General features: G+C 68.6%; 29 protein-coding genes. 13 read left to right on the plus strand and 16 right to left on the minus strand.

Annotated elements, in window-relative coordinates; all coding sequences use genetic code 11:
• Nucleotides 1-80: 80 nt before the first annotated feature.
• Together STARVERO_RS11230 and rpmG are read left to right on the plus strand one after the other, a co-directional pair.
• Nucleotides 81-1238: an MFS transporter gene (locus tag STARVERO_RS11230; protein ID WP_159598904.1), complete on the plus strand. Its 1158-nt coding sequence runs from the start codon at nucleotides 81-83 to the stop codon at nucleotides 1236-1238.
• A 132-nt stretch (nucleotides 1239-1370) separates the two neighbouring features.
• Complete coding sequence (rpmG, locus tag STARVERO_RS11235) at nucleotides 1371-1538, plus strand: 50S ribosomal protein L33 (protein WP_144343689.1); 168 nt, start codon at nucleotides 1371-1373, stop codon at nucleotides 1536-1538.
• A 343-nt stretch (nucleotides 1539-1881) separates the two neighbouring features.
• On the opposite strand, the gene STARVERO_RS11240 is transcribed toward rpmG, so the two are convergent.
• Nucleotides 1882-2253: a response regulator gene (locus tag STARVERO_RS11240; RefSeq protein WP_144343690.1), complete on the minus strand. Its 372-nt coding sequence runs from the start codon at nucleotides 2251-2253 to the stop codon at nucleotides 1882-1884.
• Nucleotides 2254-2361: 108 nt separating this feature from the next.
• On the opposite strand from STARVERO_RS11240, the gene STARVERO_RS11245 reads away from it, so the two are divergent.
• Entirely contained in the window at nucleotides 2362-2664 is a 303-nt protein-coding gene (locus tag STARVERO_RS11245) for a DUF3572 domain-containing protein (protein WP_144343691.1), read from the plus strand.
• A 36-nt stretch (nucleotides 2665-2700) separates the two neighbouring features.
• Complete coding sequence (locus STARVERO_RS11250; protein ID WP_159598905.1) at nucleotides 2701-4098, plus strand: DNA polymerase IV; 1398 nt, start codon at nucleotides 2701-2703, stop codon at nucleotides 4096-4098.
• Here the strand turns inward: STARVERO_RS11250 and STARVERO_RS11255 are convergent.
• Entirely contained in the window at nucleotides 4055-4873 is an 819-nt protein-coding gene (locus tag STARVERO_RS11255) for a cell envelope integrity EipB family protein (protein ID WP_159598906.1), read from the minus strand. The two genes, STARVERO_RS11250 and STARVERO_RS11255, sit on opposite strands and share 44 nt — an antisense overlap.
• Nucleotides 4874-5022: 149 nt before the next feature.
• Here STARVERO_RS11255 and STARVERO_RS11260 point away from each other — a divergent pair, with 149 nt between their 5' ends.
• From STARVERO_RS11260 to STARVERO_RS11275, 4 genes are all read left to right on the plus strand, one after another.
• Nucleotides 5023-5484 carry a RidA family protein gene (locus STARVERO_RS11260; RefSeq protein ID WP_144343693.1) on the plus strand — a complete coding sequence of 154 codons (462 nt, stop codon included), beginning with the start codon at nucleotides 5023-5025 and terminating at the stop codon, nucleotides 5482-5484.
• Nucleotides 5485-5492: 8 nt separating this feature from the next.
• On the plus strand, nucleotides 5493-6251 hold the full coding sequence (locus tag STARVERO_RS11265) for a glycerophosphodiester phosphodiesterase family protein (RefSeq protein WP_200837779.1): 759 nt from the start codon (nucleotides 5493-5495) through the stop codon (nucleotides 6249-6251).
• Nucleotides 6252-6432: 181 nt separating this feature from the next.
• A complete protein-coding gene (locus STARVERO_RS11270; protein WP_159598908.1) occupies nucleotides 6433-7731 on the plus strand; it encodes a GNAT family N-acetyltransferase in 1299 nt (432 codons plus the stop codon).
• A gap of 49 nt (nucleotides 7732-7780) precedes the next feature.
• Complete coding sequence (locus STARVERO_RS11275) at nucleotides 7781-8203, plus strand: HIT family protein (RefSeq protein ID WP_159598909.1); 423 nt, start codon at nucleotides 7781-7783, stop codon at nucleotides 8201-8203.
• 72 nt (nucleotides 8204-8275) lie between these two features.
• Here the strand turns inward: STARVERO_RS11275 and STARVERO_RS11280 are convergent, their stop codons facing one another.
• The 5 genes from STARVERO_RS11280 to STARVERO_RS11300 all read right to left on the minus strand — a co-directional run bounded on the left by STARVERO_RS11280 (nucleotide 8276) and on the right by STARVERO_RS11300 (nucleotide 12975).
• Nucleotides 8276-8626, minus strand: coding sequence for an AzlD domain-containing protein (locus tag STARVERO_RS11280; RefSeq protein WP_159598910.1), 351 nt, complete (start codon nucleotides 8624-8626; stop codon nucleotides 8276-8278).
• Nucleotides 8623-9366 (minus strand): AzlC family ABC transporter permease, encoded by a 744-nt coding sequence (locus tag STARVERO_RS11285; protein WP_244616739.1) that lies wholly within the window; start codon nucleotides 9364-9366, stop codon nucleotides 8623-8625. Before STARVERO_RS11285 ends, STARVERO_RS11280 begins: the two co-directional genes overlap by 4 nt.
• Nucleotides 9367-9527: 161 nt before the next feature.
• Nucleotides 9528-11969 (minus strand): ATP-dependent Clp protease ATP-binding subunit ClpA, encoded by a 2442-nt coding sequence (gene clpA / locus STARVERO_RS11290; protein WP_159598911.1) that lies wholly within the window; start codon nucleotides 11967-11969, stop codon nucleotides 9528-9530.
• Between the two features lie 31 nt (nucleotides 11970-12000).
• Nucleotides 12001-12372: an ATP-dependent Clp protease adapter ClpS gene (gene clpS, locus STARVERO_RS11295; RefSeq protein WP_144342783.1), complete on the minus strand. Its 372-nt coding sequence runs from the start codon at nucleotides 12370-12372 to the stop codon at nucleotides 12001-12003.
• A 264-nt stretch (nucleotides 12373-12636) separates the two neighbouring features.
• A complete protein-coding gene (locus tag STARVERO_RS11300) occupies nucleotides 12637-12975 on the minus strand; it encodes a phasin family protein (RefSeq protein ID WP_144342782.1) in 339 nt (112 codons plus the stop codon).
• A 437-nt stretch (nucleotides 12976-13412) separates the two neighbouring features.
• Between STARVERO_RS11300 and STARVERO_RS11305 the strand changes: the two genes are divergently transcribed.
• Nucleotides 13413-15086: a D-alanyl-D-alanine carboxypeptidase gene (locus tag STARVERO_RS11305; protein ID WP_244616740.1), complete on the plus strand. Its 1674-nt coding sequence runs from the start codon at nucleotides 13413-13415 to the stop codon at nucleotides 15084-15086.
• 10 nt (nucleotides 15087-15096) lie between these two features.
• On the opposite strand, the gene STARVERO_RS11310 is transcribed toward STARVERO_RS11305, so the two are convergent.
• Both STARVERO_RS11310 and STARVERO_RS11315 read right to left on the minus strand, forming a co-directional pair.
• Entirely contained in the window at nucleotides 15097-15795 is a 699-nt protein-coding gene (locus STARVERO_RS11310) for a DnaJ domain-containing protein (protein WP_159598912.1), read from the minus strand.
• On the minus strand, nucleotides 15792-16505 hold the full coding sequence (locus tag STARVERO_RS11315; protein ID WP_159598913.1) for a VWA domain-containing protein: 714 nt from the start codon (nucleotides 16503-16505) through the stop codon (nucleotides 15792-15794). Before STARVERO_RS11315 ends, STARVERO_RS11310 begins: the two co-directional genes overlap by 4 nt.
• Before the next feature lie 139 nt (nucleotides 16506-16644).
• Between STARVERO_RS11315 and panC the strand changes: the two genes are divergently transcribed.
• Nucleotides 16645-17505: a pantoate--beta-alanine ligase gene (gene panC / locus STARVERO_RS11320; RefSeq protein WP_159598914.1), complete on the plus strand. Its 861-nt coding sequence runs from the start codon at nucleotides 16645-16647 to the stop codon at nucleotides 17503-17505.
• 3 nt (nucleotides 17506-17508) lie between these two features.
• Here the strand turns inward: panC and STARVERO_RS23360 are convergent, their stop codons facing one another.
• The 4 genes from STARVERO_RS23360 to STARVERO_RS23365 form a co-directional block, all read right to left on the minus strand.
• Nucleotides 17509-17679 (minus strand): hypothetical protein, encoded by a 171-nt coding sequence (locus tag STARVERO_RS23360; protein WP_186291897.1) that lies wholly within the window; start codon nucleotides 17677-17679, stop codon nucleotides 17509-17511.
• Nucleotides 17680-17743: 64 nt separating this feature from the next.
• A complete protein-coding gene (locus tag STARVERO_RS11325) occupies nucleotides 17744-18178 on the minus strand; it encodes a DUF1489 family protein (protein ID WP_144342778.1) in 435 nt (144 codons plus the stop codon).
• Between the two features lie 51 nt (nucleotides 18179-18229).
• Entirely contained in the window at nucleotides 18230-18904 is a 675-nt protein-coding gene (locus STARVERO_RS11330; protein ID WP_159598915.1) for a glutathione S-transferase family protein, read from the minus strand.
• 235 nt (nucleotides 18905-19139) lie between these two features.
• Entirely contained in the window at nucleotides 19140-19277 is a 138-nt protein-coding gene (locus STARVERO_RS23365; protein ID WP_186291896.1) for a hypothetical protein, read from the minus strand.
• A gap of 291 nt (nucleotides 19278-19568) precedes the next feature.
• Between STARVERO_RS23365 and STARVERO_RS11335 the strand changes: the two genes are divergently transcribed.
• Both STARVERO_RS11335 and STARVERO_RS11340 read left to right on the plus strand, forming a co-directional pair.
• Nucleotides 19569-20252 (plus strand): DUF599 domain-containing protein, encoded by a 684-nt coding sequence (locus STARVERO_RS11335; RefSeq protein WP_159598916.1) that lies wholly within the window; start codon nucleotides 19569-19571, stop codon nucleotides 20250-20252.
• Complete coding sequence (locus STARVERO_RS11340) at nucleotides 20242-20529, plus strand: DUF3253 domain-containing protein (RefSeq protein ID WP_159598917.1); 288 nt, start codon at nucleotides 20242-20244, stop codon at nucleotides 20527-20529. Before STARVERO_RS11335 ends, STARVERO_RS11340 begins: the two co-directional genes overlap by 11 nt.
• Here STARVERO_RS11340 and STARVERO_RS11345 read toward each other — a convergent pair.
• The 3 genes from STARVERO_RS11345 to mgtE all read right to left on the minus strand — a co-directional run bounded on the left by STARVERO_RS11345 (nucleotide 20526) and on the right by mgtE (nucleotide 25135).
• Nucleotides 20526-21320, minus strand: coding sequence for a YdcF family protein (locus STARVERO_RS11345; RefSeq protein ID WP_159598918.1), 795 nt, complete (start codon nucleotides 21318-21320; stop codon nucleotides 20526-20528). The two genes, STARVERO_RS11340 and STARVERO_RS11345, sit on opposite strands and share 4 nt — an antisense overlap.
• 9 nt (nucleotides 21321-21329) lie before the next feature.
• Entirely contained in the window at nucleotides 21330-23582 is a 2253-nt protein-coding gene (locus STARVERO_RS11350) for a putative bifunctional diguanylate cyclase/phosphodiesterase (RefSeq protein ID WP_159598919.1), read from the minus strand.
• 158 nt (nucleotides 23583-23740) lie between these two features.
• Nucleotides 23741-25135: a magnesium transporter gene (gene mgtE, locus STARVERO_RS11355; protein ID WP_159598920.1), complete on the minus strand. Its 1395-nt coding sequence runs from the start codon at nucleotides 25133-25135 to the stop codon at nucleotides 23741-23743.
• Nucleotides 25136-25307: 172 nt separating this feature from the next.
• Here mgtE and STARVERO_RS11360 point away from each other — a divergent pair, with 172 nt between their 5' ends.
• Nucleotides 25308-25601: an acylphosphatase gene (locus tag STARVERO_RS11360; RefSeq protein ID WP_159598921.1), complete on the plus strand. Its 294-nt coding sequence runs from the start codon at nucleotides 25308-25310 to the stop codon at nucleotides 25599-25601.
• Nucleotides 25602-25621 lie beyond the last annotated feature (20 nt).

Consider the following 25621-nt stretch of genomic DNA (forward strand, 5'->3'; position numbering starts at 1 on the left):
AAGTCATTCGACTTTCGCCATCCATGGTCTAGAGCCAGGGACCCGGGGCCGTCGGCCCCGCAGTGCTTCCGGTGTCTGCCATGCATGCCCCCGCCCCTCATCGCGGCGTGAACATCGCCTCCATCGCCGCCGCTATCGCCGCGATCTCCGTCGTCGGGCTCGGCCTCAACCTGTCGATCCCGCTGCTCGCCTTCGAGATGGACGCGCGCGGCATCTCCTCGACCTGGATCGGCATCAACACGGCGGTAGGCGGCGTCGCGACCATCGCGCTCGCGCCCTTCCTGCCGGACCTCGTGCGCCGCGTCGGCGCCGCGCCGCTGCTTCTGGCCGCCATCGCCAGCGCCGCGCTGAGCCTGCTCGCCTTCAAGGTCACGCCGTCCTTCCTGCTGTGGTTTCCGCTGCGCTTCATCTTCGGCGCGTCGCTCTGCGTGCTGTTCGTCGTCAGCGAATTCTGGATCAACGCCGCCGCCCCGAACCACCGGCGCGGCCTCGTCATCGGCATTTACGGCACGGTGCTGTCAATGGGCTTTGCCGGCGGCCCGGCGATCCTCAGCCTCGTCGGTACGCAAGGCTGGGCGCCCTATCTGATCGGCGCCGTCTTCTTCGTTCTGGCGTCGATCCCCGTGATGATCGGCGCGTCGGGTGCCCCGGCCATCGAGAAGGAAAGCTCGCGCGGCGTCTTCAGCCTGATGCGCATCGCGCCCGCCGCCACCATGGCCGCCTTCATCTTCGGCGCCGTGGAGACCGGGCTCATCGGCTTCCTGCCGCTCTATGGCCTTCGCCGGGGCCTCGACGACGGCCAGGCGGCGCTGCTGCTGACCGTCGCCGAGCTTGGCAACGTCGCCCTGCAGCTTCCCATCGGACTGCTCAGCGATCGCGTCGACCGCCGCCGGCTGCTGCTCGCCTGCGGCACGGTTGGCGTCGTCGGCGCCTTCCTGATTCCCTATCTGCCGATCGACGGCTGGTCGATGTGGGTGGTCGCCTTCGTCACCACCGGCATCGTCGCCGGCCTCTATACGGTCGGCCTCGCCCTGCTGGGGGCACGATTCGACGGCGCCGCTCTGGCGACCGCCAACGCCGCCTTCGTCATGCTCTACTCCGTCGGCCTCATCATCGGCCCGACGGCGGTGGGCAGCGGCATGCAGGTTTTCGACCCGCACGGCTTCGCCTGGACCATCGGCGCCTTCCTGGTGCTGTATGTGCTGGTGGTCGCGGGTCAGATATGGCGTGATCGCTGAACGGCTTTCCTTGACATTCGCGCGCCGATCACGGATACGGACGCGCAACGAGCGGCAGCGATGCTGCGCGAACATGATTTCTTCGGCGTGGCGCCACCACGTTCGAATGCCACGCTCCAGGAGACTCCGGTCATGGCCAAGGCAACGACCATCAAGATCAAGCTCGTGTCGAGCGCCGACACCGGCTTCTACTATGTGACCAAGAAGAACTCGCGCACCATGACCGACAAGCTGGTCGTCAAGAAGTACGACCCGGTCGCGAAGAAGCACGTCGAGTTCCGCGAAGGCAAGATCAAGTGATCTGAGCCCGACCCGGGCCGAGGCCCGGAACGGATGCCGAGATGCGAAAGGCGCCGCGAGGCGCCTTTTTCATTTGGTGCGGTGAAATCGGGAAAAGGCGGTCGGCCGGGCCGGGCGGGCAGCGGCCCCGCGGACGGGAATCGGCGGGCGATGAGCGGAGAGGCCATCCACACCCAGCGCCCGCCGACCAGACCCTACGGACCCAGGAGATGCGGCGGACCCGAGCACTCCGCAGGGAAAGCGGATGGCACCAAGCTATTCCAGCCCTTGGGGAACGCAACGGGTTTATGCGCTCGCGCACAGCGAATCGGCGAAGGCGTTGCCTTCCTGCCGCGCCCGCTCGTCAGCCGACGGGAACGAACTGGCGCACGGTTTCGAGGAACTTGCCGACCGAGATCGGCTTGGAGAGATAGGCCTCGCAGCCCCCCTCGCGAATGCGCTCCTCGTCGCCCTTCATGGCGAAGGCGGTGACGGCGATGACCGGGATCGACTTGAGCTCCGGATCCGCCTTCAGCGCACGCGTCACATCGAGACCGGAGACCTCCGGCAGCTGGATGTCCATCAGGATCAGGTCCGGCCTGTGGCGGCGCGCGAGTTCCATCGCCTCGACACCGCTGCGGGTGCCGACCGTGCTATAGCCATGGGCTTCGAGCAGATCGTTGAAGAGCTTCATGTTGAGCTCGTTGTCCTCAACGATCAGAACGGTCTTGGGCATCGCTCGATGGATCCTCGATCGTCGGCGGTGGGAACCGTGGGCTGGATTCGCTCACGCATCGCCTGCCAATCGGTTAGCTTTAAACATGCATTCCTTACGGAACCGGAAATGAAAAGCCGTCCTTCCCGCCCCCTTTCCCAGCAGCAGGCCGCCCGCGAGGTCAGCCTCGGCGCACTGGGCTACCTCGCCGGCGATCCCGAACGGATCGGCCCCTTCCTCGCGGAAAGCGGACTCTCGCCCGCCGACCTGCGCGGCGTCGCCGGCTCGACCGCCTTTCATGTGGCGTTGCTGGACTATCTGATCAACCGTCAGGACCTGCTGATCGCCTATGCCGGGGAAGCCGGCATCGACCCCGGCCATGTCGTGGCGGCGCGGGAAATCCTGTTCCACGCGGATATGGGCGAGGACTGAGCGGAAAACGACGGGGAACGCGCCATGGCGCCGGGGATGGCACCGATACCGGCCTTCTGCCGCGACTGCCTGAGCGACGCGAGCGGCGCCCCGCGCTGCCGCCATTGCGGCAGCCCGCGCGTCGTCCGCCATCCCGAGCTCGACACGCTCCACATCGCCCATATCGACTGCGACGCCTTCTACGCCGCCGTCGAGAAGCGCGACGATCCCGCGCTGCGCGACGTGCCGGTGATCATTGGCGGCGGCAAGCGCGGCGTGGTGTCGACCGCCTGCTACCTCGCCCGCATCAAGGGCGTGCGCTCGGCCATGCCGATGTTCAAGGCGCTCGCCCTCTGCCCCGAGGCGGTGGTGGTGAAGCCGAACATGGCGAAATACGTCACGGTCGGCCGGCAGATCCGCGAGCGGATGCTGGAGCTGACGCCACTGGTCGAGCCGCTCTCCATCGACGAGGCCTTCCTCGACCTCGCCGGCACCGAGCGGCTGCACGGCGCGAGCCCGGCGCGGGCACTGGCCCGGCTGGCCCGCAGCATCGAGGCCGAGATCGGCGTCACCATCTCCGTCGGGCTGGCACCCAACAAGTTCCTCGCCAAGATCGCCTCCGATCTCGACAAGCCCCGCGGCTTCGCCGTCATCGGCCGGGCGGAAGCGAGGGATTTCCTCGCCCCGCGCGGCGTCGGCACCATCTGGGGCGTCGGCGCGGCGACGCAGGAGCGGCTGGCCCGCGAGGGCTTCCGCCTGATCGCCGACCTGCAGGCTGCGGACGAAACCGATCTCGCCCGCCGCTTCGGCAATGAGGGCCTGCGCCTCGCGCGCCTCGCGCGCGGCATCGACGACCGCCCCGTCAATCCCGAGCGCGAGACCAAGAGCGTCTCGACCGAGACCACCTTCGACACCGACATCAGCGATTTCCGCGCGCTGGAGCAGGAGCTTTACCGGCTGACCCGCAAGCTCTCCGACCGGCTGAAGGCCGCCGACCTCGCCGGCCGCACGGTGACGCTGAAGCTGAAGACGGCGGATTTCCGCCTGATCACGCGCGCCCGCTCGCTGGAGGATCCGACCCGCCTCGCCCATCGCATCTTCGATCACGCCCGCGAATTGCTGGCGCGGGAGACGGACGGCCGCCGCTTCCGGCTCATCGGCGTCGGCGTGTCGGAGCTCGCCGATCCCGCCCTCGCCGATCCCGCCGACCTCGTCGACACGCAGGGCACCAAGCGCGGCCTCGCCGAGCTGGCCACCGACACGCTGCGCGCCCGCTTCGGCAAGGAGATCATCGAGCGCGGCATCGCCCTCGACGCGCCGCGCCGCCGGGGAGCGGACCAGCCCCATCGCAACCGGCCGGACGAGCCGCCCGCGCCCGAGGCGCCGGGGAATGCGCCTACTTCGAGTACGCCTACTTCGCGCACTCTTCCTTCGGCAGCGCCTCATAGGAAATGAGCGTGCCGCGCAGCGCGAACTCGCCATAGTCCAGCTTCAGGTTCCGGCTGACGCCGTTGTCGAAGATGTCGAAGCTGATGATGTAGTCCGGCGTTTCCTTGGCGGCCCCGCGCTCGTAATAGCTCACCGTCACCGGATAGCGCGTGCGCCCGGCGAGGTCGCCGCTGGTGGCCGCGTTCTCCAGCCCCTTGGGGTCGCTCATGCCGCGCCCGATGACGGACAGCGTGTCGTAGACCTTCTTCGCGTCCGGCGAGCCGTCGAACACCGATGCCTCGAGGATCGGCTCGCCCTGCTCCGCGCTGTTGATCAGGCGCAGCACGTGCTGGGTCGGCAGCATGACGTTCTTGCCGAGCTGGATCGTGTCCGCCTCCGGCTTGGTGGCCTTCACCACCAGCCTGCCGTCCTTCCGCTCGGCCACGCCGTCCGCTTCCTCCGGCGTCTCGCCGTTCAGCGTGTTGGTGACGCGGAAGCGGTAGGAGTTGCCGTCGCCGTCCTCCCATGTCGCGGTCGAGACGGCGCTGTTCACCTGCCCACCCTCGGTGGCGAGATCGGTGCTCTGGCGCAGCTGCACGGAATAGCCGGCGCACGGATTGCCGCGCAGCTCGTAGACGATCTGCCCGTCCGCGCCGTTCACGCGGTTCGCCGGTTTCGAACCGTCGAGCGAGATCGCATAGGTGGCGCGGTGCGGCGTGAGCTGGATGGCCGCGGCCGGCAGGGCGGTGCCGCCGACAAGCGCGATCGTGGCGGCGGCGAGAACGGAACGAGCGAAAGGCATAGGCAGACGGCTCCTCGAAGGCTCCACACGCGGCTTGCGAACGGCGGACCGATCCGCCAAACATCACCCATCGAAAATGGCAATTGCGGGTCGGCTCCCCGCCGACGCACGCCAAATATGCATGCTCAGCACGATAGCAGGAGATATCCATGTCCGGAACGGTTGAGGCCAAGCTCGCGGCCCTCGGCATCACCATCCCCGCCGCGGCGGCGCCGGTGGCGAATTACGTGCCCTACGTCGTCAGCGGCAACCAGCTGTGGATTTCCGGGCAGATCTCCGCCGCCGACGGCAAGTTCCTCGCCGGCAAGCTCCAGACCGAGGCCGACATCGAGGCCGGCCGCGCGGCGGCGCGCCAGAGCGCCATCAACCTGATCGCCCAGATCAAGGCGGCGCTCGGCGATCTCGACCGCGTGAAGCGGATCGTGAAGCTCGTCGGCTTCGTCAATTCGGCGCCGGATTTCATCGATCAGCCGAAGGTCATCAACGGCGCCTCCGATCTCTTCGCCGAAGCGTTCGGCGATGCCGGCCGCCATGCCCGCTCGGCCGTCGGCGTCTCGGCCCTGCCCTTCAATGTCAGCGTCGAGATCGACGCCGTCATCGAGTTCGCCTGAGGTCCATGATGTCCCCCTCGTCTGCCGCCCCGACCTGGCTGACGGCGCGCCCGGTCGCGCACCGCGCGCTGCACGATGCGGCGCGCGGCGTGATCGAGAACACGCCCTCCGCCGTCGATGCGGCGCTGGCGCGCGGCTACGCCATCGAGGTGGACATCCAGCTCTCGGCCGATGGCGAGGCGCTCGTCTTCCACGACGAAACGCTGGAGCGGCTGACGACCGCTTCCGGCCCCGCCGGCGCGCTCACCGCCGCGCAGCTCAAGGCCACCCCGCTGCGCGGCACCGCCGACCGCATGATGACGCTGGCCGAGCTGCTGGCGCGCGTCGGCGGCCGCGTGCCGCTGGTCATCGAGCTGAAGAGCCTCTTCGACGGCGACACGGCGGTCGCCGCCCGCGCCGTCGAGGTGCTCGCCTCCTATGACGGCCCGGCGGCCCTGATGTCCTTCGATCCCGATCTCGTGGCCGCCGTGCGCCGGCTCGCCCCGCACATCCCGCGCGGCATCACCATGGAACACCGCTACGACGACCCGGAATGGGACATGCTGAGCCCCGCGACCAAGTTCGCCTGGGGCAACCTCTTGCATTTTCCCCGCACGCGGCCGGACTTCATCGCCCATTACGTGAAGGAACTGCCGGCGACCGCCGTCTCGCTGGCCCGCCGCGCCACCGGCCTGCCGGTGCTGACCTGGACCGTGCGCACCCCGGAAGACCGTGCCGTGGCGGCCCGCCACGCCGACCAGATGATCTTCGAGGGCTTCCTGCCCTGACCGGCGCGGGACCGGCGCCTCGCGCCGGCCCCATCCTTCCGGCTTCTCCGTCGCGCGCTCCCACCCTTCGCCGCGATGGCCGCCCCACATCGACTTTCCCGATCTCGTGAACGCTCTTTCGCTCGCGGCGCGAGGGGCGCACATTCGGGCATCCTCCTTTGCCCGCCGAGCCTGATCCCGCATGTCCGACGATACGTTCAGCCTCCGCGTCGAAAGCGACATCACCGCGCTTCCGGCCGCCGCCTGGGACGCCTGTGCCGCGCCCTCAACTTCCACAATCAGATTAGAATCCACATCTAACGCTTTGAAATACCGCGTTGATGAAACGCTTGATGATGTTCAGGTGGTATCTGAGGATGATTCCGTTCAACCTGAATCTCGCCCCTTCAACCCCTTCGTGAGCCACGCCTTTCTTTCGGCGCTGGAGGAGTCCGGCTCCGCGTCCGCGTCCACCGGCTGGCTGCCGCAGCATCTCGTGCTGGAAGACCCCAGCGGCGCCGTCATCGGCGTCTGCCCCGCCTATCTGAAATCCCATTCGCAGGGCGAGTACGTCTTCGATCATGGCTGGGCGGAGGCCTTCGAGCGGGCTGGCGGGCGCTACTATCCAAAGCTACAGGTCAGCGTCCCCTTCACCCCGGCCACCGGCCCCCGCCTGCTGGTGGCGCCCGGCGCCGATGAGGAGACGGTGCGTGCCGCGCTTGCCGGCGGGCTGGTGACGCTTGCGCGCATGCGCAAGGTTTCCTCGGTCCACGCCACCTTTCTCACCGAGCCCGACGCGCAGGCCCTCGCGGACGAAGGCTTCCTCCCGCGCACCGACCAGCAGTTCCACTGGCACAATCGCGGCTACGGCGACTTCGAGGAATTCCTCGGCGATCTCGCCTCCCGCAAGCGCAAGCAGATCCGGCGCGAGCGGCGCGAGGCGGTCGAGAACGGCATCACCATCCACCCGCTCACCGGCGCCGACATCACCGAGGAGGCCTGGGACGCCTTCTTCGATTTCTACATGGAGACCGGCTCGCGCAAATGGGGCCGCCCGTACCTCAACCGCCAGTTCTACTCGCTGATCGGCGAGCGCATGGCGGATCGCGTGCTGCTGGTGATGGCGAAGCGCGCCGGCCGCTGGATCGCCGGGGCGATCAACTTCATCGGCTCCGACACGCTCTATGGCCGTCACTGGGGCGCCGTCGAGCATCACCCCTTCCTGCATTTCGAGGTCTGCTACCATCAGGCCATCGACTTCGCGATCGCCCGCGGCCTCGCCACCGTCGAAGCCGGCGCGCAGGGCGAGCACAAGCTGGCGCGCGGCTACATGCCGGTCACCACCCGCTCCGCCCACTACATCGCCGATCCGCAGTTCCGCGCCGCGGTCGCGAATTATCTCGAACGCGAGCGCCGCTACGTCGCCGAGGCGGGCGAGGAACTGAGCGAGCTCGGCCCCTTCCGCCATACGCTCCGCGCGGAGGCGGCTGACGAGCCTTGACCGCCCGCCCGCGGCTTGCGACAGGTCGAGCCGACAGGGGAGGATTTCGATGACCTACGATCCCGGCAACATCTTCGCGAAGATCCTGCGCGGCGAACTGCCCGCCTATCGCGTCTATGAGGACGAGCGCGTGCTCGCCTTCCTCGACATCATGCCGCGCGCGCCGGGCCACACGCTGGTCATCCCGAAGGCGCCGTCCCGCAACCTGCTGGACGTCGCGCCGGACGATCTGGCGGCCGTCGCCGCCGTCGCCCAGAAGATCGCCCGCGCCCAGATGAGCGCCTTCGGCGCCGAGGGCATCACCGTCACCCAGCATAACGAGCATGCCGGCGGGCAGGAGGTGTTCCACCTCCACGTCCACGTCATCCCCCGCCACACCGGCATCGAACTGAAGCCGCCGCTGTCCTACAAGGAGACGCCGGAGGTCCTCGCCGAGCAGGCCGCGCGGCTCTCATCCGTGCTGGAAGGCTGACGGGCGAGCGTATTTTCGAGCGAAGTGGGCACCGGTTCGCGTGAAGAAGATGCGCTGGCTCCAAGAAATGATCTAGCCGATCCCGAGCCACCACGCGCCGAGCACCAGTATCGTCTCGGCCGCGAGCACGCCCGCCAGCACCGAGCGGCGGATGGCGAGGAAGCCGGCGATCCCGCCGGCCACCGCCCCCACCCGCAGCCAGAGCGGCAGCGCCACCAGCGCGCCGCTCGGCACCAGCACCAGCCGCGCGACGACGGCGGCCAGCAGCGCGGTGGCGACCGCCTTCACCCAGCGCATCCACGCGCTGTCCTCGTCGATCCGCCGGCCGAACAGCACGCCCAGCACGCGCCAGACCTCGTTCGGCAGGAAGCCGATGAAGATCACGATCAGCATGGCGCCGAATTCGCTCAGCGGGGCGCTCATGCCGCCGCCCTCGGCCGGTAGCGGTCGATGAGGAAGGCCAACGTGCCCCCGCCGACACCCGCCCAGAACAGGTCGAGCCCACCGGGCGCGTCCGCCGCCAGCGGCATGATCGCCGTGCCGAGCCCGATCGCCAGCCAGTCGACCACCTGCTTCGCGTTGCGCACCAGCAGGATGGTGAAGGAGATCGGCGTCAGCAGCAGCAGGGCGACGGCGAGCGGCCCGGGCAGCGCGTTGGTCAGGTAGAAGCCGAAGGCCGTGCCGGCCATGCTCATCCCCACCAGCCCCATGCCGAGGCCGCACGCATAGGCCGGGCGCCCCTCGGCCGGAACCTTCGGCAGCAGGCGAAAGCCCTCCACCCACATGGTCACGGCGACGAAATGGGCGCAGAGCAGCTCGCTCCACAGGCGTGGGCGCGGCCCGCGCATCAAGGGCATCACCGACACCACCATGGGCAGCAGCCGCACGCCGGAGAGGCAGACGGCGAGCGCGAGCGCCGGCAGCGAGGTGCCGGCCGCCAGCCCGCCCACCAGGATCACCTGCGCCGGCAGCGCCCAGACCAGCAGCGTCGACAGAAGCCCGGCGCCGATCGGGAAGGCCAGATCGTGCAGCAAGCCGCCGAAGCCGACGAACGTCACCATCAGCACGAAGCCCGGCACGGCGGCGGCGCCCGCCATGCCGCGCAGGAACCAGCGCGAGGGGCGCATCGGGATGGAGGGGGGCGGCTCGGGAATCGAATGCATAATGCCTTCGCTCGATACAGGCCGTTCTTCCGCCCGCCGGCGCGCCGGGTCAAGCCGGCCCTTGGTCGAGCGCCGGCGCGAGCACGCCGGGCATCGCAAAAGAAAACCGCCCGCGGGAAAGCCCGCGGGCGGCGATCATCGGTTTCGGCGGAAAGCGCGGGTCAGGCCTTGACCAGCGGCACCTTCGGCACGCGCGAGCTGCCGGGCTTGGAGCGCCCGCTCGCCGCGCCGGCCGCCTTCTTGGCCTTGGGGGCGGCCGCCTTGCGGCGCGGCGCGCGCTTCGCCTTGGCCGGCTCGATCTTCTCCGGCTTCGGCGTGATCGGGCCTTCCGGGAACTCGAAGCCGAGCGAGGTCTCGCCCTCGGCATCGGTCTTCAGCACCACCCGGACATGCCCGCCATTGCGGAGCTTGCCGAAGAGCACCTCGTCCGCCAGCGGCTTCTTGATGTGCTCCTGGATCACCCGGCCCATCGGCCGCGCACCCATCTGCTGGTCGTAGCCGCGCTCCACCAGCCAGGCGGTCGCCTCGTCGGAGAGCTCGATGGTCACGTTCCGGTCGGCGAGCTGCGCCTCCAGCTGCAGGACGAACTTCTCCACCACCAGCGCGATGATCTCGTTGCTGAGATGGGCGAAGGTGATGGTCGCGTCGAGGCGGTTGCGGAACTCCGGCGCGAACAGGCGGTTGATCGCTTCCACGTCGTCGCCCTCCCGCTTCGAGCGGGTGAAGCCGAAGGCCGACTTCGACAGGTCGGCCGCGCCCGCATTCGTCGTCATGATGAGGATGACGTTGCGGAAATCGACCTGCTTGCCGTTGTGGTCGGTCAGCTTCCCGTGGTCCATCACCTGCAGCAGGATGTTGAACAGGTCGGGATGTGCCTTCTCGATCTCGTCGAGCAGCAGCACGCAGTGCGGATGCTGGTCGACGCCGTCGGTCAGCAGGCCGCCCTGGTCGAAGCCGACATAGCCGGGAGGCGCACCGATCAGCCGCGAGATGGTGTGCCGCTCCATGTACTCGGACATGTCGAAGCGCAGCAGCTCCACGCCCAGGCTGGAGGCGAGCTGCTTGGCCACCTCGGTCTTGCCGACGCCGGTCGGGCCGGAGAACAGGTAGGAGCCGATCGGCTTCTCCGGTTCGCGCAGGCCCGCGCGGGCGAGCTTGATCGCCGAGGCCAGCGCCTCGATCGCCTTGTCCTGGCCGTAGACGACGCGCTTCAGCGTGGTCTCCAGCGCCGCGAGGATCTCCGTGTCCGACTTGGAGACGGTCTTCGGCGGGATGCGGGCGATGGTGGCGATGGTCGCCTCGATCTCCTTCACGCCGATCGTCTTCTTGCGCCGGCCCTCGGGCAGCAGCATCTGCGCCGCGCCGGACTCGTCGATGATGTCGATCGCCTTGTCGGGCAGCTTGCGGTCATGGATGTAGCGGGCCGAAAGCTCCACCGCCGCCTTGATGGCGTCGTTGGTGTAGCGCAGCCGGTGGTAGTCCTCGAAATAGGGCTTCAGCCCCTTCAGGATCTCGATGGCGTCCGGCACGGTCGGCTCGGGCACGTCGATCTTCTGGAAGCGGCGCACCAGGGCGCGGTCCTTTTCGAAGTACTGGCGGTACTCCTTGTAGGTGGTCGAGCCGATGCAGCGCAGCGTGCCGGAGGCGAGCGCGGGCTTGAGCAGGTTGGAGGCGTCCATCGCGCCGCCGGAGGTCGCCCCGGCGCCGATCACCGTATGGATCTCGTCGATGAACATGATGGCGTCGGGATAGGCCTCGATCTCCTTCACCACCTGCTTGAGGCGTTCCTCGAAGTCGCCGCGGTAGCGGGTGCCGGCCAGCAGCGCGCCCATGTCGAGCGAGAAGACGGTGGCCTTCTTCAGCACGTCCGGCACCTCGCCATTGACGATGCGGCGCGCCAGTCCCTCGGCGATGGCGGTCTTGCCCACGCCGGGATCGCCCACGAAGAGCGGGTTGTTCTTGGAGCGGCGGCACAGCACCTGGATGGTGCGCTGGATCTCGCCGTCACGGCCGATCAGCGGGTCGATCTTGCCCTCGCGCGCCTTCTTGTTGAGGTTCACGCAATAGGCATCGAGTGCATCGGCCTTCTTCTTGGTGTCCTCCCCGGTCTTCGTCTCGGTCTCCTCTTCGGCTCCGCGCACGGGGCGGCTCTCCGACATGCCGGCGCGCTTGGCGATGCCGTGGCTGATGTAGTTCACCGCGTCGTAGCGGGTCATGTCCTGCTCTTGCAGGAAATAGGCCGCGTGGCTCTCGCGCTCGGCGAAGATGGCGACCAGCACGTTGGCGCCGGTCACTTCCTCGCGGCCGGAGGACTGGACATGGATGACGGCGCGCTGGATCACGCGCTGGAAGCCGGCCGTCGGCTTGGAATCCTCGCCGCCGTCCTGGACCAGGTTGTCGAGTTCGGTGTCGATGTATTCGACGAGGTTGCGCCGGAGCTTATCGAGGTCGACGTTGCAGGCGCGCATCACCGCCGCCGAGTCCTGGTCGTCGACCAGGGACAGCAGCAGGTGCTCGAGGGTCGCGTATTCGTGGTGGCGTTCGTTGGCGAGCGCGAGGGCCCGGTGAAGCGACTGCTCGAGGCTGCGGGAGAAGGTGGGCATCGGGACCTCTTCGTTTAGCCGTCGCGGGGCGTCACTTCTTCTCCATGACGCACTGCAAAGGATGCTGGTGCTTTCGCGCGAAGTCCATCACTTGTGTGACCTTTGTTTCGGCCACCTCGTAGGTATAGACGCCGCACTCCCCCACGCCATGCTGATGCACATGCAGCATGATCTGGGTGGCTTCCTCCCGATCTTTGGTGAAGAAGTGCTCGAGCACGTGCACGACGAACTCCATTGGCGTGTAGTCGTCGTTGAGCAGGAGCACCCGGTAGAGGCTCGGCCGCTTCACCTGCGGCTTCGTGCGTGTGATCACCGCCGTGCCGGGCGCGTTGTCTCCGCGCCGGCGACGCTCGTCGTCGGCCATCATTTCTTCACGCAGCTGGGACATCGCAGAGTCGGACATTCAGGCTTTTTCCCCAACCGGCGAGCCGGTTCTGAAAGCTATAATATGTACGCCCCCCTGCCCGCGCCAGAGGCGCCGTGTGAACCCACTGTCGCAATCCGGTGACATTTTCCGGAGCGGTGCCCGAGGGAACGGTCCCGGCGCGAGTCGGCGCGGCGGTTGCCGGGGGCGCAGAAACGAAGAAGGCCCGGCGTTGCCGCCGAGCCCCCAGAAATCCGAAGCATCGCCGCCCGGAAGCCCGGGCGCTGAATGCTCAGTCGCCGCTCACTTGCCGTTCGGAAGCTTCCCGATCAGGCTCTCGTAGGGCTTGTAGGTCTCCTTGGCGAGATCGGCATAGAGCTCGCCGATCTTGGTCGCCTGGGCGACGAAGCCCTCATAGGCATGCTTGAAATACTCGGACTGGATCTCGACCGCCTTGTCGAGGGTCTTGGCGCCGAACAGCTTCTCGGCGGTCGCGGTGCCCTCCTCGAACGACTTCTTCGAGTAGTCCGCCACCTCGACGGCGATGGCCTGGACGCCCTTCGACACGGAGCCGAAGCTCTTCATGGCGAGGTCCAGATTATCCTTACCCAGCTTCTGAACGTCATCGAAATTCTGCAGCATGTGCCAACTCCAGTGGTATCGCCACGCGAGCCGCGCCCCAAACCGCACGCGCCCGCCCGGGAAATCCTCCCCGCCATCATTTGTATGGCGGCACCCCGACCCGCGTCAAGAAAAATTGTGCAGTGCAATATGAACGATCTTCGCACTGCCACGACCGCCCCTTTTTCTCGCCACATCGACCCGGTTCAAGGGCGTTCTTTACGACTTTGTAACCGCGCCCTTCTTAAGGTTTGGGAAGTGATGGTTCGGCAGGGTTCCTTAACCGAAAAGGGCTTTCGCACGGGCAGCAAGCCCGATGCGAAGAGGAATCCGGCGGGATGCGTGGAACGCCGGCGACGGCCGGTGGGATAGAGTAGCGGGACGGACAAATGCGGGTTCCGGGGATTGTCGGCGCGTACATGATGCGGGCTGCCGTTGCGGTCTTGGCGGTGGCTCTCGTGGGAGCAAGCGCGGCGGATGCCGCACCCAAGAAGAAGAAAAAGACGGCGCGCAACAAGGCGGCCATCACGCGAACGGTCGCGTCGGGCTCGGCCGCCAGCAGCGGCGTCTGGCAGCGCGGCTATTCCCACATCGTGGTCGACGCCAATACCGGCCGCGTCCTCGATGCCGAGAATGCCGACGCCCTGCGCCATCCGGCTTCCGTCACCAAGGTGATGACCCTCTATCTCCTGTTCGAGCAGCTCGAAAGCGGCCGGATGCGGCTCAACACCCCGCTCCGCGTCTCCAGCTTTGCGGCCGCCCAGCAGCCCTCCAAGCTCGGCGTGAAGGCCGGCTCGACGATCGTCGTCGAGGACGCCATCCAGGCGCTGATCACCCGTTCGGCCAACGACGTCGCCGTGGTCATCGCCGAGAACATCTCCGGCGACTCCGCCAGCTTCGCCCAGCTCATGACCCGCCGCGCCCGCCAGCTCGGCATGTCGCGCTCCACCTTCCGCAATCCGAACGGCCTTCCCCACCCGCAGCAGGTCACGACCGCCCGCGACCTCGCCACGCTCGGCCGGGCCATTCAGGAGCGCTTCCCGCGCTACTATGCCTATTTCGAGAACCGCAGCTTCATGTATCGCGGCCAGGCCATCCGCAATCACAACCGCCTGCTCGGGCGGGTCGAGGGCGTCGACGGCATCAAGACCGGTTACACCAACGCCTCCGGCTTCAACCTGCTGACCAGCGTGAAGACCAGCGGCCGCTATGTCATCGCGGTCGTGCTCGGCGGCACCAGCGCCGCCTCGCGCGACAACCGCATGGTCTCGCTGATCGGCCAGAACCTCGCCAAGGCCTATTCCGGCCGCCAGATGGTCGCCCGCATGGACTCGGCGCCGCGCGGCACGGTGTCCGACGATGAGGTCGGCGCGCCGGTCGCCCTCGCCGCGGCTCCGGTCCCGGCTCCCGCGCCCCAGCCCGCGCCGGAACCGGCTCCGCAGGTCGCGCAGGCCCCGGTTGCCCCCGCGACCATCCCGGTTCCCTCGGCCAATCCGCGTCTCGCTATGGCCTCCGCCGCCATGGACATGGACAGCATGACCACGGCTTCCGTGCCGACCCCGGCGCCCGCCCCGGCTCGTCCGGCGCAGGCCGCCGCCGGCACGCCTGCCGCCGGTTCCTCCGCCCCCATCGTTCCGGTCGCCGTGAAGACCGTCGCCGTCGCCCGTCCGGCCGCGCCGACCGCCACCTTCAGCAACCAGCCCGGCATTCTCGGCACCCTGTCTTTCGCCAACGGCCAGATGTCCGGCGCCTCGGAGACGCAGGCCGCGCAGGTTCAGGCTGCCCCCGCCCAGCGCGCCATCAAGAAGGTGCAGGTCGCCAGCGCCGCCTCGACCGAGATTCCGCGTCAGGAGGCCGAGAGCGCCGAGAAGGCCGCCGCCCCCCGTTCCGGCTGGGCCATCCAGATCGGCGCCTATGGCAGTGAGGCCGACGCCCGCGCCCAGATCGCCAAGGCCCAGCAGAAGGCCGGCGCGGCCCTCTCGAAGGTCGATGCCTATACCGAGCAGGCCGTGAAGGGCTCGACCAAGATCGTGCGCGCCCGCTTCGCCGGCTTCGATGCCGAGGCCGGCGCCCGCAAGGCCTGCCAGGCCCTGAAGCGCAGCGACTTCGGCTGCATGGTCTTCCGTAACTGACGGGGAGCCATCAATGCCCCTGGAGCAGGATATCCTTGGCTTCGTTCACCCGGGCGGCCAGATAGTTCGACCCGCCCTGGTCGGGATGGAGTTTCTTCATAAGGGATCGGTGGGCTCTTCGGATCTCCTCCGTTCCCGCCCCCGGCTGAAGCCCCAGGATCTGGTAGGCCTCCTCTTCCGTCATCGCGCCTCGGCGCGCCGGGTCAGTGCGCCGCCCGCCCGCATCGCCCTGCGCGTGTTCACGCCAGCCGGGCGAGCGGCGGTCAAGATAAGCTTCGAGTAGCTGCCGGCTCTCCATATCGACGTCGAGCGCCAGCCGCGCGAGGGCCGGCACGTCGAGCGCATCGAGCGCGGTGCCGGCGAGCGGCCCGGCGATCACCGTCCCGGTCAGGCGCCCGCTGTCATGATCGAGCAGCATGTCCAGCGCGGCGGTGCGGACCTTCGAGGTCCGGCCCGGGCTCGCCTGCCCCTTCGACCACGGCATGGCCTTGCGCACATCCCAGCCGATCAGCGACAGCCCGAAGATGCCGAGCGGCAGCGCCGTCTCGAAATGGCCGCGCATGCCGAGGAAGGCCGCGATCAGCAGCAGCGCCCCGCCGCCCACCCGCCGCCCGAGCTGCGCCAGCATCTTGGCATCGGCCCGGCCGAAGACCTTCAGCCCGTAATAGAGAAGCGCGACGATCGCCGCGCCGACGAGAAGGTTGATCATTGCGTATCCTGCATGGCGGCGATCAGCCGGCGCGCGCCGGGAGAGGTTCCGGCCAGCGCCGCGAGCGCCTTGGAGCCGCCGGCCGCATAGCTGGCCGCCGCCCTCAGCAGCGCCTTGAGCTCACCGGCCGCGCCGGCATCGAAGCGGCACCAGGCGCCCTTGGTCAGCCGGGCGATCTCGCGGAAGCCCCGCTCCACCGCCGGATCAGCGCCTTCCTGGAACATGAAGGCCGGCACGCCCCGCAGCGCCAGCGGCCCGGCTTCGGCGCAGAGGTCGTCGAGCGGCTCCTCCAGCGCGTCGCCCACGAAGACCAGCGCGCCGACCGGCCCTTTCGCCGCTTGCGCCGCCGCGTGCCGCAGCACCCGGCCGATCTGCGTGCGCCCGCCCTGGCAGGTGATCCGCGCCATCAGTGCGCCGAGGCGCGCCCCGTCCGCCATCCAGGGCGAGGCCCGGCATTCGCCGATGCCGCGGTAATAGACGAGCTGAATGTCGAGCCCGCCGATCCGGCCGGCCTCCTCGAACATCTCGGCCTGCAGCGTGCAGGCGAGGTCCCAGGTCGGCTGGCGGCTCATCGTCGCGTCGAGCGCGAAGATCAGACGGCCGCGCCGCTCGGCGGTCAGCGGCGCGCGCTGCTCCAGTTCCGCGAGGAAGGAGGCGACGGTGCCGGTCGGGGCGGGCGGTGCCGCGGGAGGACGCTTCTCGGAGGCCATCTGGCGTACCTGATCGGGATTCGTGGAGATACTAGCGGGGGATAAGGCCGGACGCACGGCGCGCTCCCCAAGGGTTGACCCGAGGTTGACCCCCTTGGCCGCTCTGCTAGCTTCCGCGCCCCGATCAGGGAGTCTCGCCATGTCCGCCCGCCGCACCATCCGCCCCGTCCATACCGTCGCCGAGCTGCGCGAGCAGGTGAAGAGCTGGCGAGCGGCCGAGGAGCGCATCGCGCTGGTGCCGACCATGGGCGCGCTGCATTCCGGGCATGTGGCGCTGATGGAAGCCGCCCGCGCCCACGCGGAACGGGTCGTCCTCTCGATCTTCGTCAATCCGACCCAGTTCGCGCCGACCGAAGACCTCAGCCGCTATCCGCGCACGCTGGAGGCCGACCTCGACAAGGCGGATGCCGCCGGCGTCCACCTCGCCTTCGTGCCCGATGTCGGCGAGATGTACCCGGAAGGCTTTGCCACCACGATCTCCCTCGCCGGCCCGGCGCTCGGGCTGGAGACGGAGTTCCGCCCCACCCATTTCGCCGGCGTCGCCACCGTCGTCGCCAAGCTGCTCATCCAGGCGGCGCCGGATGTCGCGCTGTTCGGCGAGAAGGACTACCAGCAGCTTCAGGTCATCACCCGCCTCGCGCGCGACATCGATCTCCCGGTCCGCATCGTCGGCGTTCCGACCGTGCGCGAGCCGGACGGCCTCGCCCTCTCCTCCCGCAACGTCTATCTGGGCAAGGAGGACCGCGCCGCCGCTCCCGTGCTGCATCGCGCGCTGAGCGCCGCCACCGCGCAGATCGCCGGAGGCGGCAATGTGCTCGACGCGATCGACGACGCGCGGCGCGCCGTCATCGCCGCCGGCTTCCAGCTCGATTATCTCGAAGCGCGCCACGCGGCGTCCCTCGCGCCCGTCCTCAGCCGCGCCGAGGGGCCGATCCGCCTGCTCGTCGCCGCGCGCATCGGCGCCACCCGGCTGATCGACAATCTGGCCGTGCCGGACTGAGCCTCACCGGAGGAGAAAGGCGATCACCACCATGGCCAGGATCGCCAGCGCCAGCCCGATCCCGAGCACATAACGCATCGGGCGCACTTCCGCCGCCTGCCGCTCCTCGATATCCGCCTTCACCACGACCTCGCCATGCTCGGCGACGCGGTGATCGTCTGAATCCTGGACCATGCGCGCCTCCCTTCGTTCGCTGTGCATGTACACAACGCGGAGAGGCGGGCTCGGGTTCGCGGGATCAGAGAAGACCGAGCGAGCGCAGCTCGCGGCGCAGCTGGTCGGGCAGCGCCGGCTCGTCGCCCGTGGCGGCGAGATCGGGCGGCGCGTCCTTCGCGGCGAGGTAGCGCCAGCCCTGGAAGGGACGGCTCGGGCGCGGCGTCACCCGGTGCACGACGGGCTCCATCACCAGATGGCAGCGGCGTATGCCGTCCCCGTCGACGAAGGGCCGGATGCCGGTCAGCGCCTGCCGGCAGGCGACCTCGCCCTTGATCACCCAGTAGAGCGAGCCGCCGTCGAGCAGTTCTTCCGTGCGCGTCGGCACCATGCGGGTGGTGTGCACCTGCTCCGCCGCCTGCCCGCGCGCTGCCTTCCCCGCCAGATTCTCCGCGATCCACGCTTCGAGGTCCTCGATGGATTCGGCGCCGACGCAGAGCTTGAGCAGGTGTAGAGGCATGGCTCGACCGGATGGCAGGCTGGGCAGGCCCGAAGGCGAAGGGTGCGCCCTCTATACGCGCTTGACGGTCGGCCAGTCGACCTCATCCTCGGGCAGCACGCCGGTTTCCCGCAGCGCCGCTTCCTTCCACGCCACGAAGGCGGGATGGGCGTGGATCGCCTCCACATAGGCCGCCGATACCGGATCGACCTCGATCGCATAGGTGCGGATGCGCGTCGCCACCGGCGCGTACATCGCGTCCGCGCCGCTGAAGGCGCCGTAGAGAAAGTCGCCCCCCGCGCCGAAGCGCTCGCGCGCCTCGTTCCAGCGCCGCATGATGCGCCGCACGTCCTTCAGCGCCGCCTCGGGAAAGGCGCGCGGCTCCACTGGGCGCCAGAGGTTCATCGGCGCCACGCTGCGCAGCGCGCCGAATCCGTTGTGCATCTCGGTCGCCAGCGAGCGCGCATGCGCCCGCGCCGCCGGTTCGGACGGCCACACGCCCTTGTCGGGGAAGCGCTCGGCCAGATGCTCCAATATGGCGATAGACTCCCACACCGTCGCCTCGCCGTCGATCAGCACCGGCACCTTGCCGGCCGGCGAGCGCTCCCGGATGCGCGCCTTGAAGTCGGGCGCGTCCAGCGGCACGAGGATTTCCTCGAACGGGATGTCGAGCGCGCTCAGGGCCAGCCAGGGCCGCAGCGACCAGGACGAGTAGTTCTTGTTCCCGATGATGAGCTTCAGCGCCACGATGCCTCTCCCCGTGCCTCGACCGGCCGCAGGTTCGGCGATCTCGCCGGCTCAGGCAAACGCATGCGGGTGATGGCCGCGATCAATCCCGGTGATCGACAGGCGCGGGGGCGCGACGGGCGCCCGGAAAAAGAAAACGGCCCAGCCTCGCGGCGGAGCCGTTTTCCGAACCGTGGAGCGGTATCCGGGAAGCCGTTCGGGAAACACGTTTCCCGCAGCCTCACCGAACCGGGCCTCAGCCGGCGACCGCCTTGGTCGCCACCTGAGCGGCCTGGAAACCGCCGAAGAGATAGACCATGGCCACGCCCGCCAGAAAGGCGGCAACAGCCCAACGGGCAACTCCCCAACAGGAGCGCTCGGGTATGGAATTCATGATATTCCTCGGAACGAGATGTTCTCCTCGTCGCCCGTCTCCGCGACTCGCGGCCGGCGACAAGCTGTAACGATACTTAATGAAATGTTACCGAGTTCGCAATCGCGAAAACGCCATAATCCACCTCGTCCGCCACAAGCCAGCCCCGCGACGCCCGCATGACGCAGCGTCGGCAACGATTCCCGCCGCCTATTGAAAGCCGCCCGCCGCGCCCTCACCATAGCGGCGGCGATTCGCGACGGATTCGCGCCGCAAAGCGGACGCGGAACGTGAGAAAATTCACGTAAGCACATGCTCGGCTTCACTTATCTCGATGGCGCGGCTTTCGCCGTCTTCACCGTCGCATGGATCGCCTACCATTATCTGATGGAAGGCGGCTGGGCCGAGGCGCGCACGCTGAACCGCCGGATGGACGTGTTCCGCCTCGAATGGACGCACCGGATGCTGGCGCGCGAGAACCGCATCGTCGACGCCCAGATCGTTGCCGCACTGCAAAACGGCACGGCCTTCTTCGCCTCGACCTCGCTGCTCGCCATCGGCGCCTCGCTGGCCATCCTGCAATCCACCGACGCGGTGATGGCGATCTTCCTCGATTTGCCCTTCGTCACGCCGAACCGGTCGAGCTGGGAACTGAAGACGCTGGGCCTGACGCTGATCTTCGCCAACGCCTTCTTCAAGTTCGCCTGGGCCTACCGGCTGTTCAACTATACGACCATCCTGCTCGGCTCGACGCCGCCGCCCTCCGAAGCGACGACGCCCGCCGCGCAGGCGCACATCGTCAAGCTCGCCCGCATGGCCACCCTCGCCGGCCGGCATTTCAACCGCGGCCAGCGCTCCTTCTTCTTCGCCATCGCCTATCTCGGCTGGTACATCAACGGCTGGGCGCTGATGCTGGCGACGGTCGCCATCTTCCTCGTCATGGTCAACCGGCAGTTCGGGCCGGATTCGCACTGGGTCCTCGACAATGAACGATAGATCGGCCGCCGGCGCCCGGCTTCCCTCCGAGGATGCGGTCGAGGCCGCCATCCTCGCCGTGGCCGGCCGCCCCGACGCGCTGCGCACCATCACGCCCGAGGAGGTCGCCCGCAGCCTCGCCCAGGGCCCGGACTGGCAGAGCCTGCTGCCGCTGGTCCGCCGCTGCGCCATTCGGCTCGCCGAGGCGGAACGCCTCGTCATCTATCGCAAGGGCAAGCCGGTCGATCCGGCCGATTTCCGCGGCGTCTACCGGCTCGGCCTGCCGCCGCAGGGCTAGTTCGGCCCCGGAAACGGGCTGGAAATGCGCCCGGTCAGGTAATAGGCCGCGAGCCCGATCCATTCGCGCGTGGCGAGGTCGAAGAAGCCGAGCCCTTCCGCCACCGAGCCGAACGGCCGGAAGAAGCCGGGATCGCCGGTGGTGCGGAAGTCCACGGGATAGGCCACCACCGGAAAGCCGACCGCGCGGAAATTGCCCATGGCGCGCGGCATGTGGAAGGCGGAGGTGACGAGCAGCCACCGCTCGCCGGGCTTGGGCTCGATCAGCTCCCGCGCGAGGCGGGCATTCTCCGCCGTGTTGCGCGACAGCCGCTCGAATTCGACCCGCCCCTCCTCCAGCCCGATCTGCGGCAGCGCCATGCGCACGACCTCCGCCTCCTGCATGGGCTGCTCGCTCAGGCTGCTGCTGCCGCCGGCGAAGACGACCCGCGCCTGAGGGTAGCGCCGCGCCAGCTCGCCCATGGCGAGGATGCGCTCGGCCGATTCCTGGAAGGACGCCGTGCCGCGCGCGGCGGTGATCACCGGCAGTTCCGCCCCGCCCAGCACGATGATGCCGTCCACCCGCCCGCCATCCCCGGCATAGACGGGGAAACGGTTCTCCAGCGGCACCATCAGCATGCGCCCGAACGGGCCGAGCCCGGCGAGCAGGAGCCCGATCACGCCGATGGCGGTCAGCGCGCCGCCGAGCCGTCGGAACCACGGCCGCAGCAGCAGCCCGGCCACCGCCAGCAGCGTCAGGAAGGTGGACGGCACCGCGACCGCCCAGAGGATCTTGGAAAGGATGAAGAACATGCGGGTCCGTCAGATCGTCACGCGCGAGCGCTTTGGCGGGGGCGAGGGAAAGGTCGCCCGTTCGAGGTAGCGGTCGATGCTGGCGAGCGGCACCGGGCCGGCGAGCAGGTAGCCCTGCACATGGTGGCAGCCGACCGATTGCAGGTAGCGCAGCTGCTCGCGCGTCTCCACGCCCTCGGCGGTGACGGTGATCGCCAGCGCCCGCGCGAGGCGCACCACGCAGTCGATGATCGCCGCCGCATCGTCGCTCTGGCCGATGTTCTGCGTGAAGCTGCGGTCGATGTTGATGGTGTCGACGCGGAAGCGGCGAATGTAGCCGAGCGAGGAATAGCCGCTGCCGAAATCGTCCAGCGCGATGCGGATGCCCATCCGGCGCAGCGCCGCCAGCGAGGCGAAGGCTTCCGGCTGGTTGCCGAACAGAAGGTTCTCGGTGATCTCGATCTCCAGCCGCTCGGCCGGGAAGCCCGTCTCGTCGAGGATCCGCTTCACCTGCATGTCGAGGTCGCCGGAGCGGAAATCGACCGGCGAGAGGTTCACCGCCAGCTTCAGTTCGCCCCAGTCGCGCGCCTGCGCGCAGGCGTTGCGCAGCACCCACATGTCGAGCTCGGTGATGAGCCCGGTCTGCTCGGCGATGGAGATGAACTCGCCCGGCGCGATCACCCCGCGCGAGGGCTGCACCCAGCGCACCAGCGCCTCGAAGCCGATCACCACCTCGCCATCCACGGCGAATTGCGGCTGGTAGTAGATGGTCAGCTCGCCCTCGGCGAGCGCGCGCTGCAGGTCGAGCTCGACGTCGCGGCGGCGCATCACCTCGCGCTCCATGCGCGGCGCGAATATCTGCACATTGGCCCGCCCCTCGGCCTTCGCGCGGTAGACGGCGATATCGGCGAGGCGGATCAGTTCGATGGCATCGACACCGTGGTCCGGCGCCACGGTACAGCCGATCGAGCCGCTGACCGTCAAAGTTTGGCCGGCGATCTCCGCCGGCTGCCGAACCACTTCCAGAACCACGGCGCCGGCCGCCGCGATATCCTCGTCGCTCTTCACCGGCACAAGGATGACGAACTCGTCGCCGCCGAAGCGCGAGGCCAGCGCGTCCTTGAGCGGCAGCCGCGCCAGGCGGTTGCCGATCTCCGTCAGCAGCAGGTCGCCCACATGGTGGCCGAGCGTGTCGTTGATGTCCTTGAAGCCGTCGAGGTCAAGGAAGAGGACCGCCAGCCGGTTGCCGGGATCGACCTGTCGCAGCCGCTCGCCGAGGGCCCGCATCAGCATGGTCCGGTTGGCGAGGCCGCACAGCGGGTCGGTATAGGCGAGGCGCGAGGCGAGCTTCTCGCTCTCCGCCAGCTCCTGCGTCGCCCGGCGGGCGTACCACAGCACGATCGCCGCCACGGCGAGCAGCAGCAGCGCCGTGCCGATCAGCGCCGGCAGCAGCGTGGAAAGCAGCGCCCGGCCCGGATTCTCGGGCTTCCAGCTCAGCCAGGCCGGCTTGGTCTGCGGGTCGTGAAAGGGAACCCGCACCCCCTGCCGGTCGGGCGGCGGCGGCTCGTCCGATATGCTGGGCGAGGCCATGTGCAGCTCGCCCACGAGATCGCCGAGAAAGCTGGCATCGAGGAACAACACCGTCACCGCCACCGGCGGCACCCGCGTCGGCGACACCACGCGCCCGAAATCCGGGGTGATGCTGATCGCGCCGATCAGCGCCGGCCGCCCCTCGACCCTGAGATAGCCGGCCCGGAACACCGGAGGATTGTCGCGCCCGCGCGACTCGCCCGCCAGCGGCGCCGTCGCTTTCAGCGCCTGCGTCTGGTCGAGGAACGCCGCCTTCACGCCTTCCACCAGCGGCATGATCGCCGCCGTGTCGAACGGCGCGCCCGCCACGTCGACCGCCGCGCCGTCGATGGAGGCATAGGCCGGTCCGGTTTCGAGGACGATGTAGGAACGGTCGTGGCGCTGGGTGTGGTAGAGCCACTTGCCGAAATTCTCGTGCACCCAGTCGACGTCGAGGAAATAGGCGGTGCGCAGCACCGACTCGTCCCAATGGGCGAAGCTCGACAGGTCGCGTTCCAGAAACGCCGCCCGCCGCTGCAGGGCATCGAGCACCAGGCTGTTCCAGCGCTCGCGGGAGGTGGCGTCGATCCGCTCCGCCGCCACCAGCGAGAAGGCCCCCATCACGATGACGGCAGCAAGGATCACCAGCGCGACGGCGAGGATCATGCCGTCGCCGGCGCGCAGACGACGGCGCGGCGCCACGGCAACGGGCATTGCCTGAGGCGCCGGTTCATCCCTCGACGGAAGGGTCAGACGACCCCTTTCGGGCGTCTCCATCCGCTCCTCCGACTGACCGCCGTCAAACAAGACGTTCTTCTTGCTGTTGTTCCACGCGGGAAGTCATTCAATGCATACAATGCCGACCACCACGTTCAGAACCAGAGTGACGCAATGCTCAGGAAGGCGAAAAACCCGACCACATCGGTGATCGTCGTGACGAACGGTCCCGACGATACGGCGGGATCGACCTTAAGTCGATCAAGTATCAACGGAATCATGATGCCGCCCAGCGCCGCCGCCAGAAGATTGATGATCATCGCGAGCGCAATCACGAAGCCGAGATCGGCGATGCCGAAGCGCGCGAACACCACGGCGGCCATGATCACCGCGAAGACCACGCCGTTGAACAGGCCGACCAGCAGCTCGCGGGCGATGACGCGCCGGGCGTTGCTGGGGCGCAGCTCGCGCGTCGCCAGCGCCCGCACCGCGACCGTCATGGTCTGGGTGGCGGCGTTGCCGCCCTGGCTGGCGACGATCGGCATCAGCACCGCCAGCGCCACCATGCGCTGCAATTCGCCCTCGAACATCGCGATGACGAAGGAGGCGAGGTTCGCGGCGATCAGGTTGAACAGCAGCCAGGAGAAGCGGCTCTTGGCGATGTACCAGAAGCTGTCCGACAGCTCCTCGTCGCCGGTCACGCCGCCCAGCGCCTTCAGGTCCTCGTCCGCCTCCTCCTGGATGACGTCGACGATGTCGTCGATGGTCAGCACGCCGACCAGCCGCTCGCCCTCGTCCACCACCGGCGCGGAGATGAGGTTGTAGCGCTCGAAGATGCGCGCCACGTCCTCCTGGTCGTCGGTGGCGCGGACCACGTGCCGGTCGGGCATCACCACATCGCCCAGCTTCACGCCCCGCTTGGTGCGCAGCAGCCGGTCGAGCGGCACCGAGCCGCTGAGCCGGTAGCTGGGATCGACGACGAAGACCTCGAAGAAGACCTCCGGCAGCCCCTCGGTCTCGCCGATGTAGTCGAGCGCCTGCCCCACCGTCCAGAACGGCGGCAGGGCGATGAACTCGGTCTGCATGCGCCGGCCGGCGCTCTCCTCGGGATAGTCGAGGCTGCGCTGCAGCGCGGCCCGCTCCGGGATCGGCAGGTTGGCGAGAATCTCCTGCTTGTCGGCATCGTCGAGGTCTTCGAGGATGTAGACCGCGTCGTCGGAATCGAGGTCGCGCACGCCCTCGACGACCGTCTGCGTCGGCAGCTCCTCGAGGATCTGCACGCGGACCGTCTCGTCGAGCTCGGTGAGCGCGGTGAAGTCGAAGTCGCTGCCCAGCAGCTCGATGAGCTGGGGCCGGTCCGCCGCCGGCAGCGCCTCCAGCAGATGGGCGACGTCGGTCTCGTGCAGGTCGGAGACGATCGCCTTGAGCGCGTCGACGTCGCGCGTCTCGATGGCGCCGAGCACCGCCTCGACGAAGCCGGGCGTCTCGGTCGGGTCCGCGTCATGTTCCGGCCCGCGCGGCGGGACGGCGAGATCGGTCTCTTCGCGCATGCCGCTCTCCGGCGCTGGGGTGAGGACGGGCTCGGGATTTCCGAACCAAGGACTTGATATTGCTTCTAATCAAGCTGTTCTTAATGAAGCGTCGGCGGGATGCACAATTTCGGCCGGCCGGTCCCGGTTCCGCGCATTCGCCCGGCATATTGCGCCGCAACGAGGCATCGTCATGACACAGCTCCGCGCCACCCGCCTCGCCATCCGTGGACATGTTCAGGGCGTCGGCTACCGCGTGTGGCTGGCGCGCGAGGCGGAGCGGCGGAGCCTCGGCGGCTGGGTGCGCAACCGCGCCGACGGAAGCGTCGAGGCGCTGGTCTTCGCCGCTCCCTCCGAGCTCGCGGACTTCATCGCCGCCTGCCGCCGCGGCCCGCCGGCGGCGGCCGTCACCGAGGTGGCGGTCGGCGAGGAAAGCCTGCCGGCGGCCGAGGGGTTCGACGATTTCGCGGTGTGGCCGACAGCCTAGGGGCTTTTCGAACGAACCGG

Origin of the sequence: Starkeya nomas, from assembly GCF_902703545.1 — a bacterium.
GTDB classification, from domain to species: Bacteria; Pseudomonadota; Alphaproteobacteria; order Rhizobiales; family Xanthobacteraceae; genus Ancylobacter; species Ancylobacter moscoviensis.

What these genes read in the sequence shown, in the direction of transcription:
- STARVERO_RS11250 (WP_159598905.1), top strand. Translation starts at nt 2,701, where the DNA reads ATGGCACCGATACCGGCCTTCTGCCGCGACTGCCTGAGCGACGCGAGC.
- STARVERO_RS11300 (WP_144342782.1), bottom strand. Translation starts at nt 12,975, where the DNA reads ATGCTGCAGAATTTCGATGACGTTCAGAAGCTGGGTAAGGATAATCTG.
- STARVERO_RS11315 (WP_159598913.1), bottom strand. Translation starts at nt 16,505, where the DNA reads ATGGCCTCCGAGAAGCGTCCTCCCGCGGCACCGCCCGCCCCGACCGGC.
- STARVERO_RS23360 (WP_186291897.1), bottom strand. Translation starts at nt 17,679, where the DNA reads ATGGTCCAGGATTCAGACGATCACCGCGTCGCCGAGCATGGCGAGGTC.
- STARVERO_RS11245 (WP_144343691.1), top strand. Translation starts at nt 2,362, where the DNA reads ATGAAAAGCCGTCCTTCCCGCCCCCTTTCCCAGCAGCAGGCCGCCCGC.
- STARVERO_RS11325 (WP_144342778.1), bottom strand. Translation starts at nt 18,178, where the DNA reads ATGCCTCTACACCTGCTCAAGCTCTGCGTCGGCGCCGAATCCATCGAG.
- STARVERO_RS11335 (WP_159598916.1), top strand. Translation starts at nt 19,569, where the DNA reads ATGCTCGGCTTCACTTATCTCGATGGCGCGGCTTTCGCCGTCTTCACC.
- STARVERO_RS11310 (WP_159598912.1), bottom strand. Translation starts at nt 15,795, where the DNA reads ATGATCAACCTTCTCGTCGGCGCGGCGATCGTCGCGCTTCTCTATTAC.
- STARVERO_RS11265 (WP_200837779.1), top strand. Translation starts at nt 5,493, where the DNA reads ATGTCCCCCTCGTCTGCCGCCCCGACCTGGCTGACGGCGCGCCCGGTC.
- STARVERO_RS11345 (WP_159598918.1), bottom strand. Translation starts at nt 21,320, where the DNA reads ATGTTCTTCATCCTTTCCAAGATCCTCTGGGCGGTCGCGGTGCCGTCC.
- rpmG (WP_144343689.1), top strand. Translation starts at nt 1,371, where the DNA reads ATGGCCAAGGCAACGACCATCAAGATCAAGCTCGTGTCGAGCGCCGAC.
- STARVERO_RS11280 (WP_159598910.1), bottom strand. Translation starts at nt 8,626, where the DNA reads ATGAGCGCCCCGCTGAGCGAATTCGGCGCCATGCTGATCGTGATCTTC.
- STARVERO_RS11340 (WP_159598917.1), top strand. Translation starts at nt 20,242, where the DNA reads ATGAACGATAGATCGGCCGCCGGCGCCCGGCTTCCCTCCGAGGATGCG.
- mgtE (WP_159598920.1), bottom strand. Translation starts at nt 25,135, where the DNA reads ATGCGCGAAGAGACCGATCTCGCCGTCCCGCCGCGCGGGCCGGAACAT.
- panC (WP_159598914.1), top strand. Translation starts at nt 16,645, where the DNA reads ATGTCCGCCCGCCGCACCATCCGCCCCGTCCATACCGTCGCCGAGCTG.
- clpS (WP_144342783.1), bottom strand. Translation starts at nt 12,372, where the DNA reads ATGTCCGACTCTGCGATGTCCCAGCTGCGTGAAGAAATGATGGCCGAC.
- STARVERO_RS11270 (WP_159598908.1), top strand. Translation starts at nt 6,433, where the DNA reads ATGTCCGACGATACGTTCAGCCTCCGCGTCGAAAGCGACATCACCGCG.
- STARVERO_RS11230 (WP_159598904.1), top strand. Translation starts at nt 81, where the DNA reads ATGCATGCCCCCGCCCCTCATCGCGGCGTGAACATCGCCTCCATCGCC.
- STARVERO_RS11360 (WP_159598921.1), top strand. Translation starts at nt 25,308, where the DNA reads ATGACACAGCTCCGCGCCACCCGCCTCGCCATCCGTGGACATGTTCAG.
- STARVERO_RS11285 (WP_244616739.1), bottom strand. Translation starts at nt 9,366, where the DNA reads ATGCATTCGATTCCCGAGCCGCCCCCCTCCATCCCGATGCGCCCCTCG.
- STARVERO_RS11240 (WP_144343690.1), bottom strand. Translation starts at nt 2,253, where the DNA reads ATGCCCAAGACCGTTCTGATCGTTGAGGACAACGAGCTCAACATGAAG.
- STARVERO_RS11255 (WP_159598906.1), bottom strand. Translation starts at nt 4,873, where the DNA reads ATGCCTTTCGCTCGTTCCGTTCTCGCCGCCGCCACGATCGCGCTTGTC.
- STARVERO_RS23365 (WP_186291896.1), bottom strand. Translation starts at nt 19,277, where the DNA reads ATGAATTCCATACCCGAGCGCTCCTGTTGGGGAGTTGCCCGTTGGGCT.
- STARVERO_RS11350 (WP_159598919.1), bottom strand. Translation starts at nt 23,582, where the DNA reads ATGCCCGTTGCCGTGGCGCCGCGCCGTCGTCTGCGCGCCGGCGACGGC.
- STARVERO_RS11275 (WP_159598909.1), top strand. Translation starts at nt 7,781, where the DNA reads ATGACCTACGATCCCGGCAACATCTTCGCGAAGATCCTGCGCGGCGAA.
- STARVERO_RS11260 (WP_144343693.1), top strand. Translation starts at nt 5,023, where the DNA reads ATGTCCGGAACGGTTGAGGCCAAGCTCGCGGCCCTCGGCATCACCATC.
- clpA (WP_159598911.1), bottom strand. Translation starts at nt 11,969, where the DNA reads ATGCCCACCTTCTCCCGCAGCCTCGAGCAGTCGCTTCACCGGGCCCTC.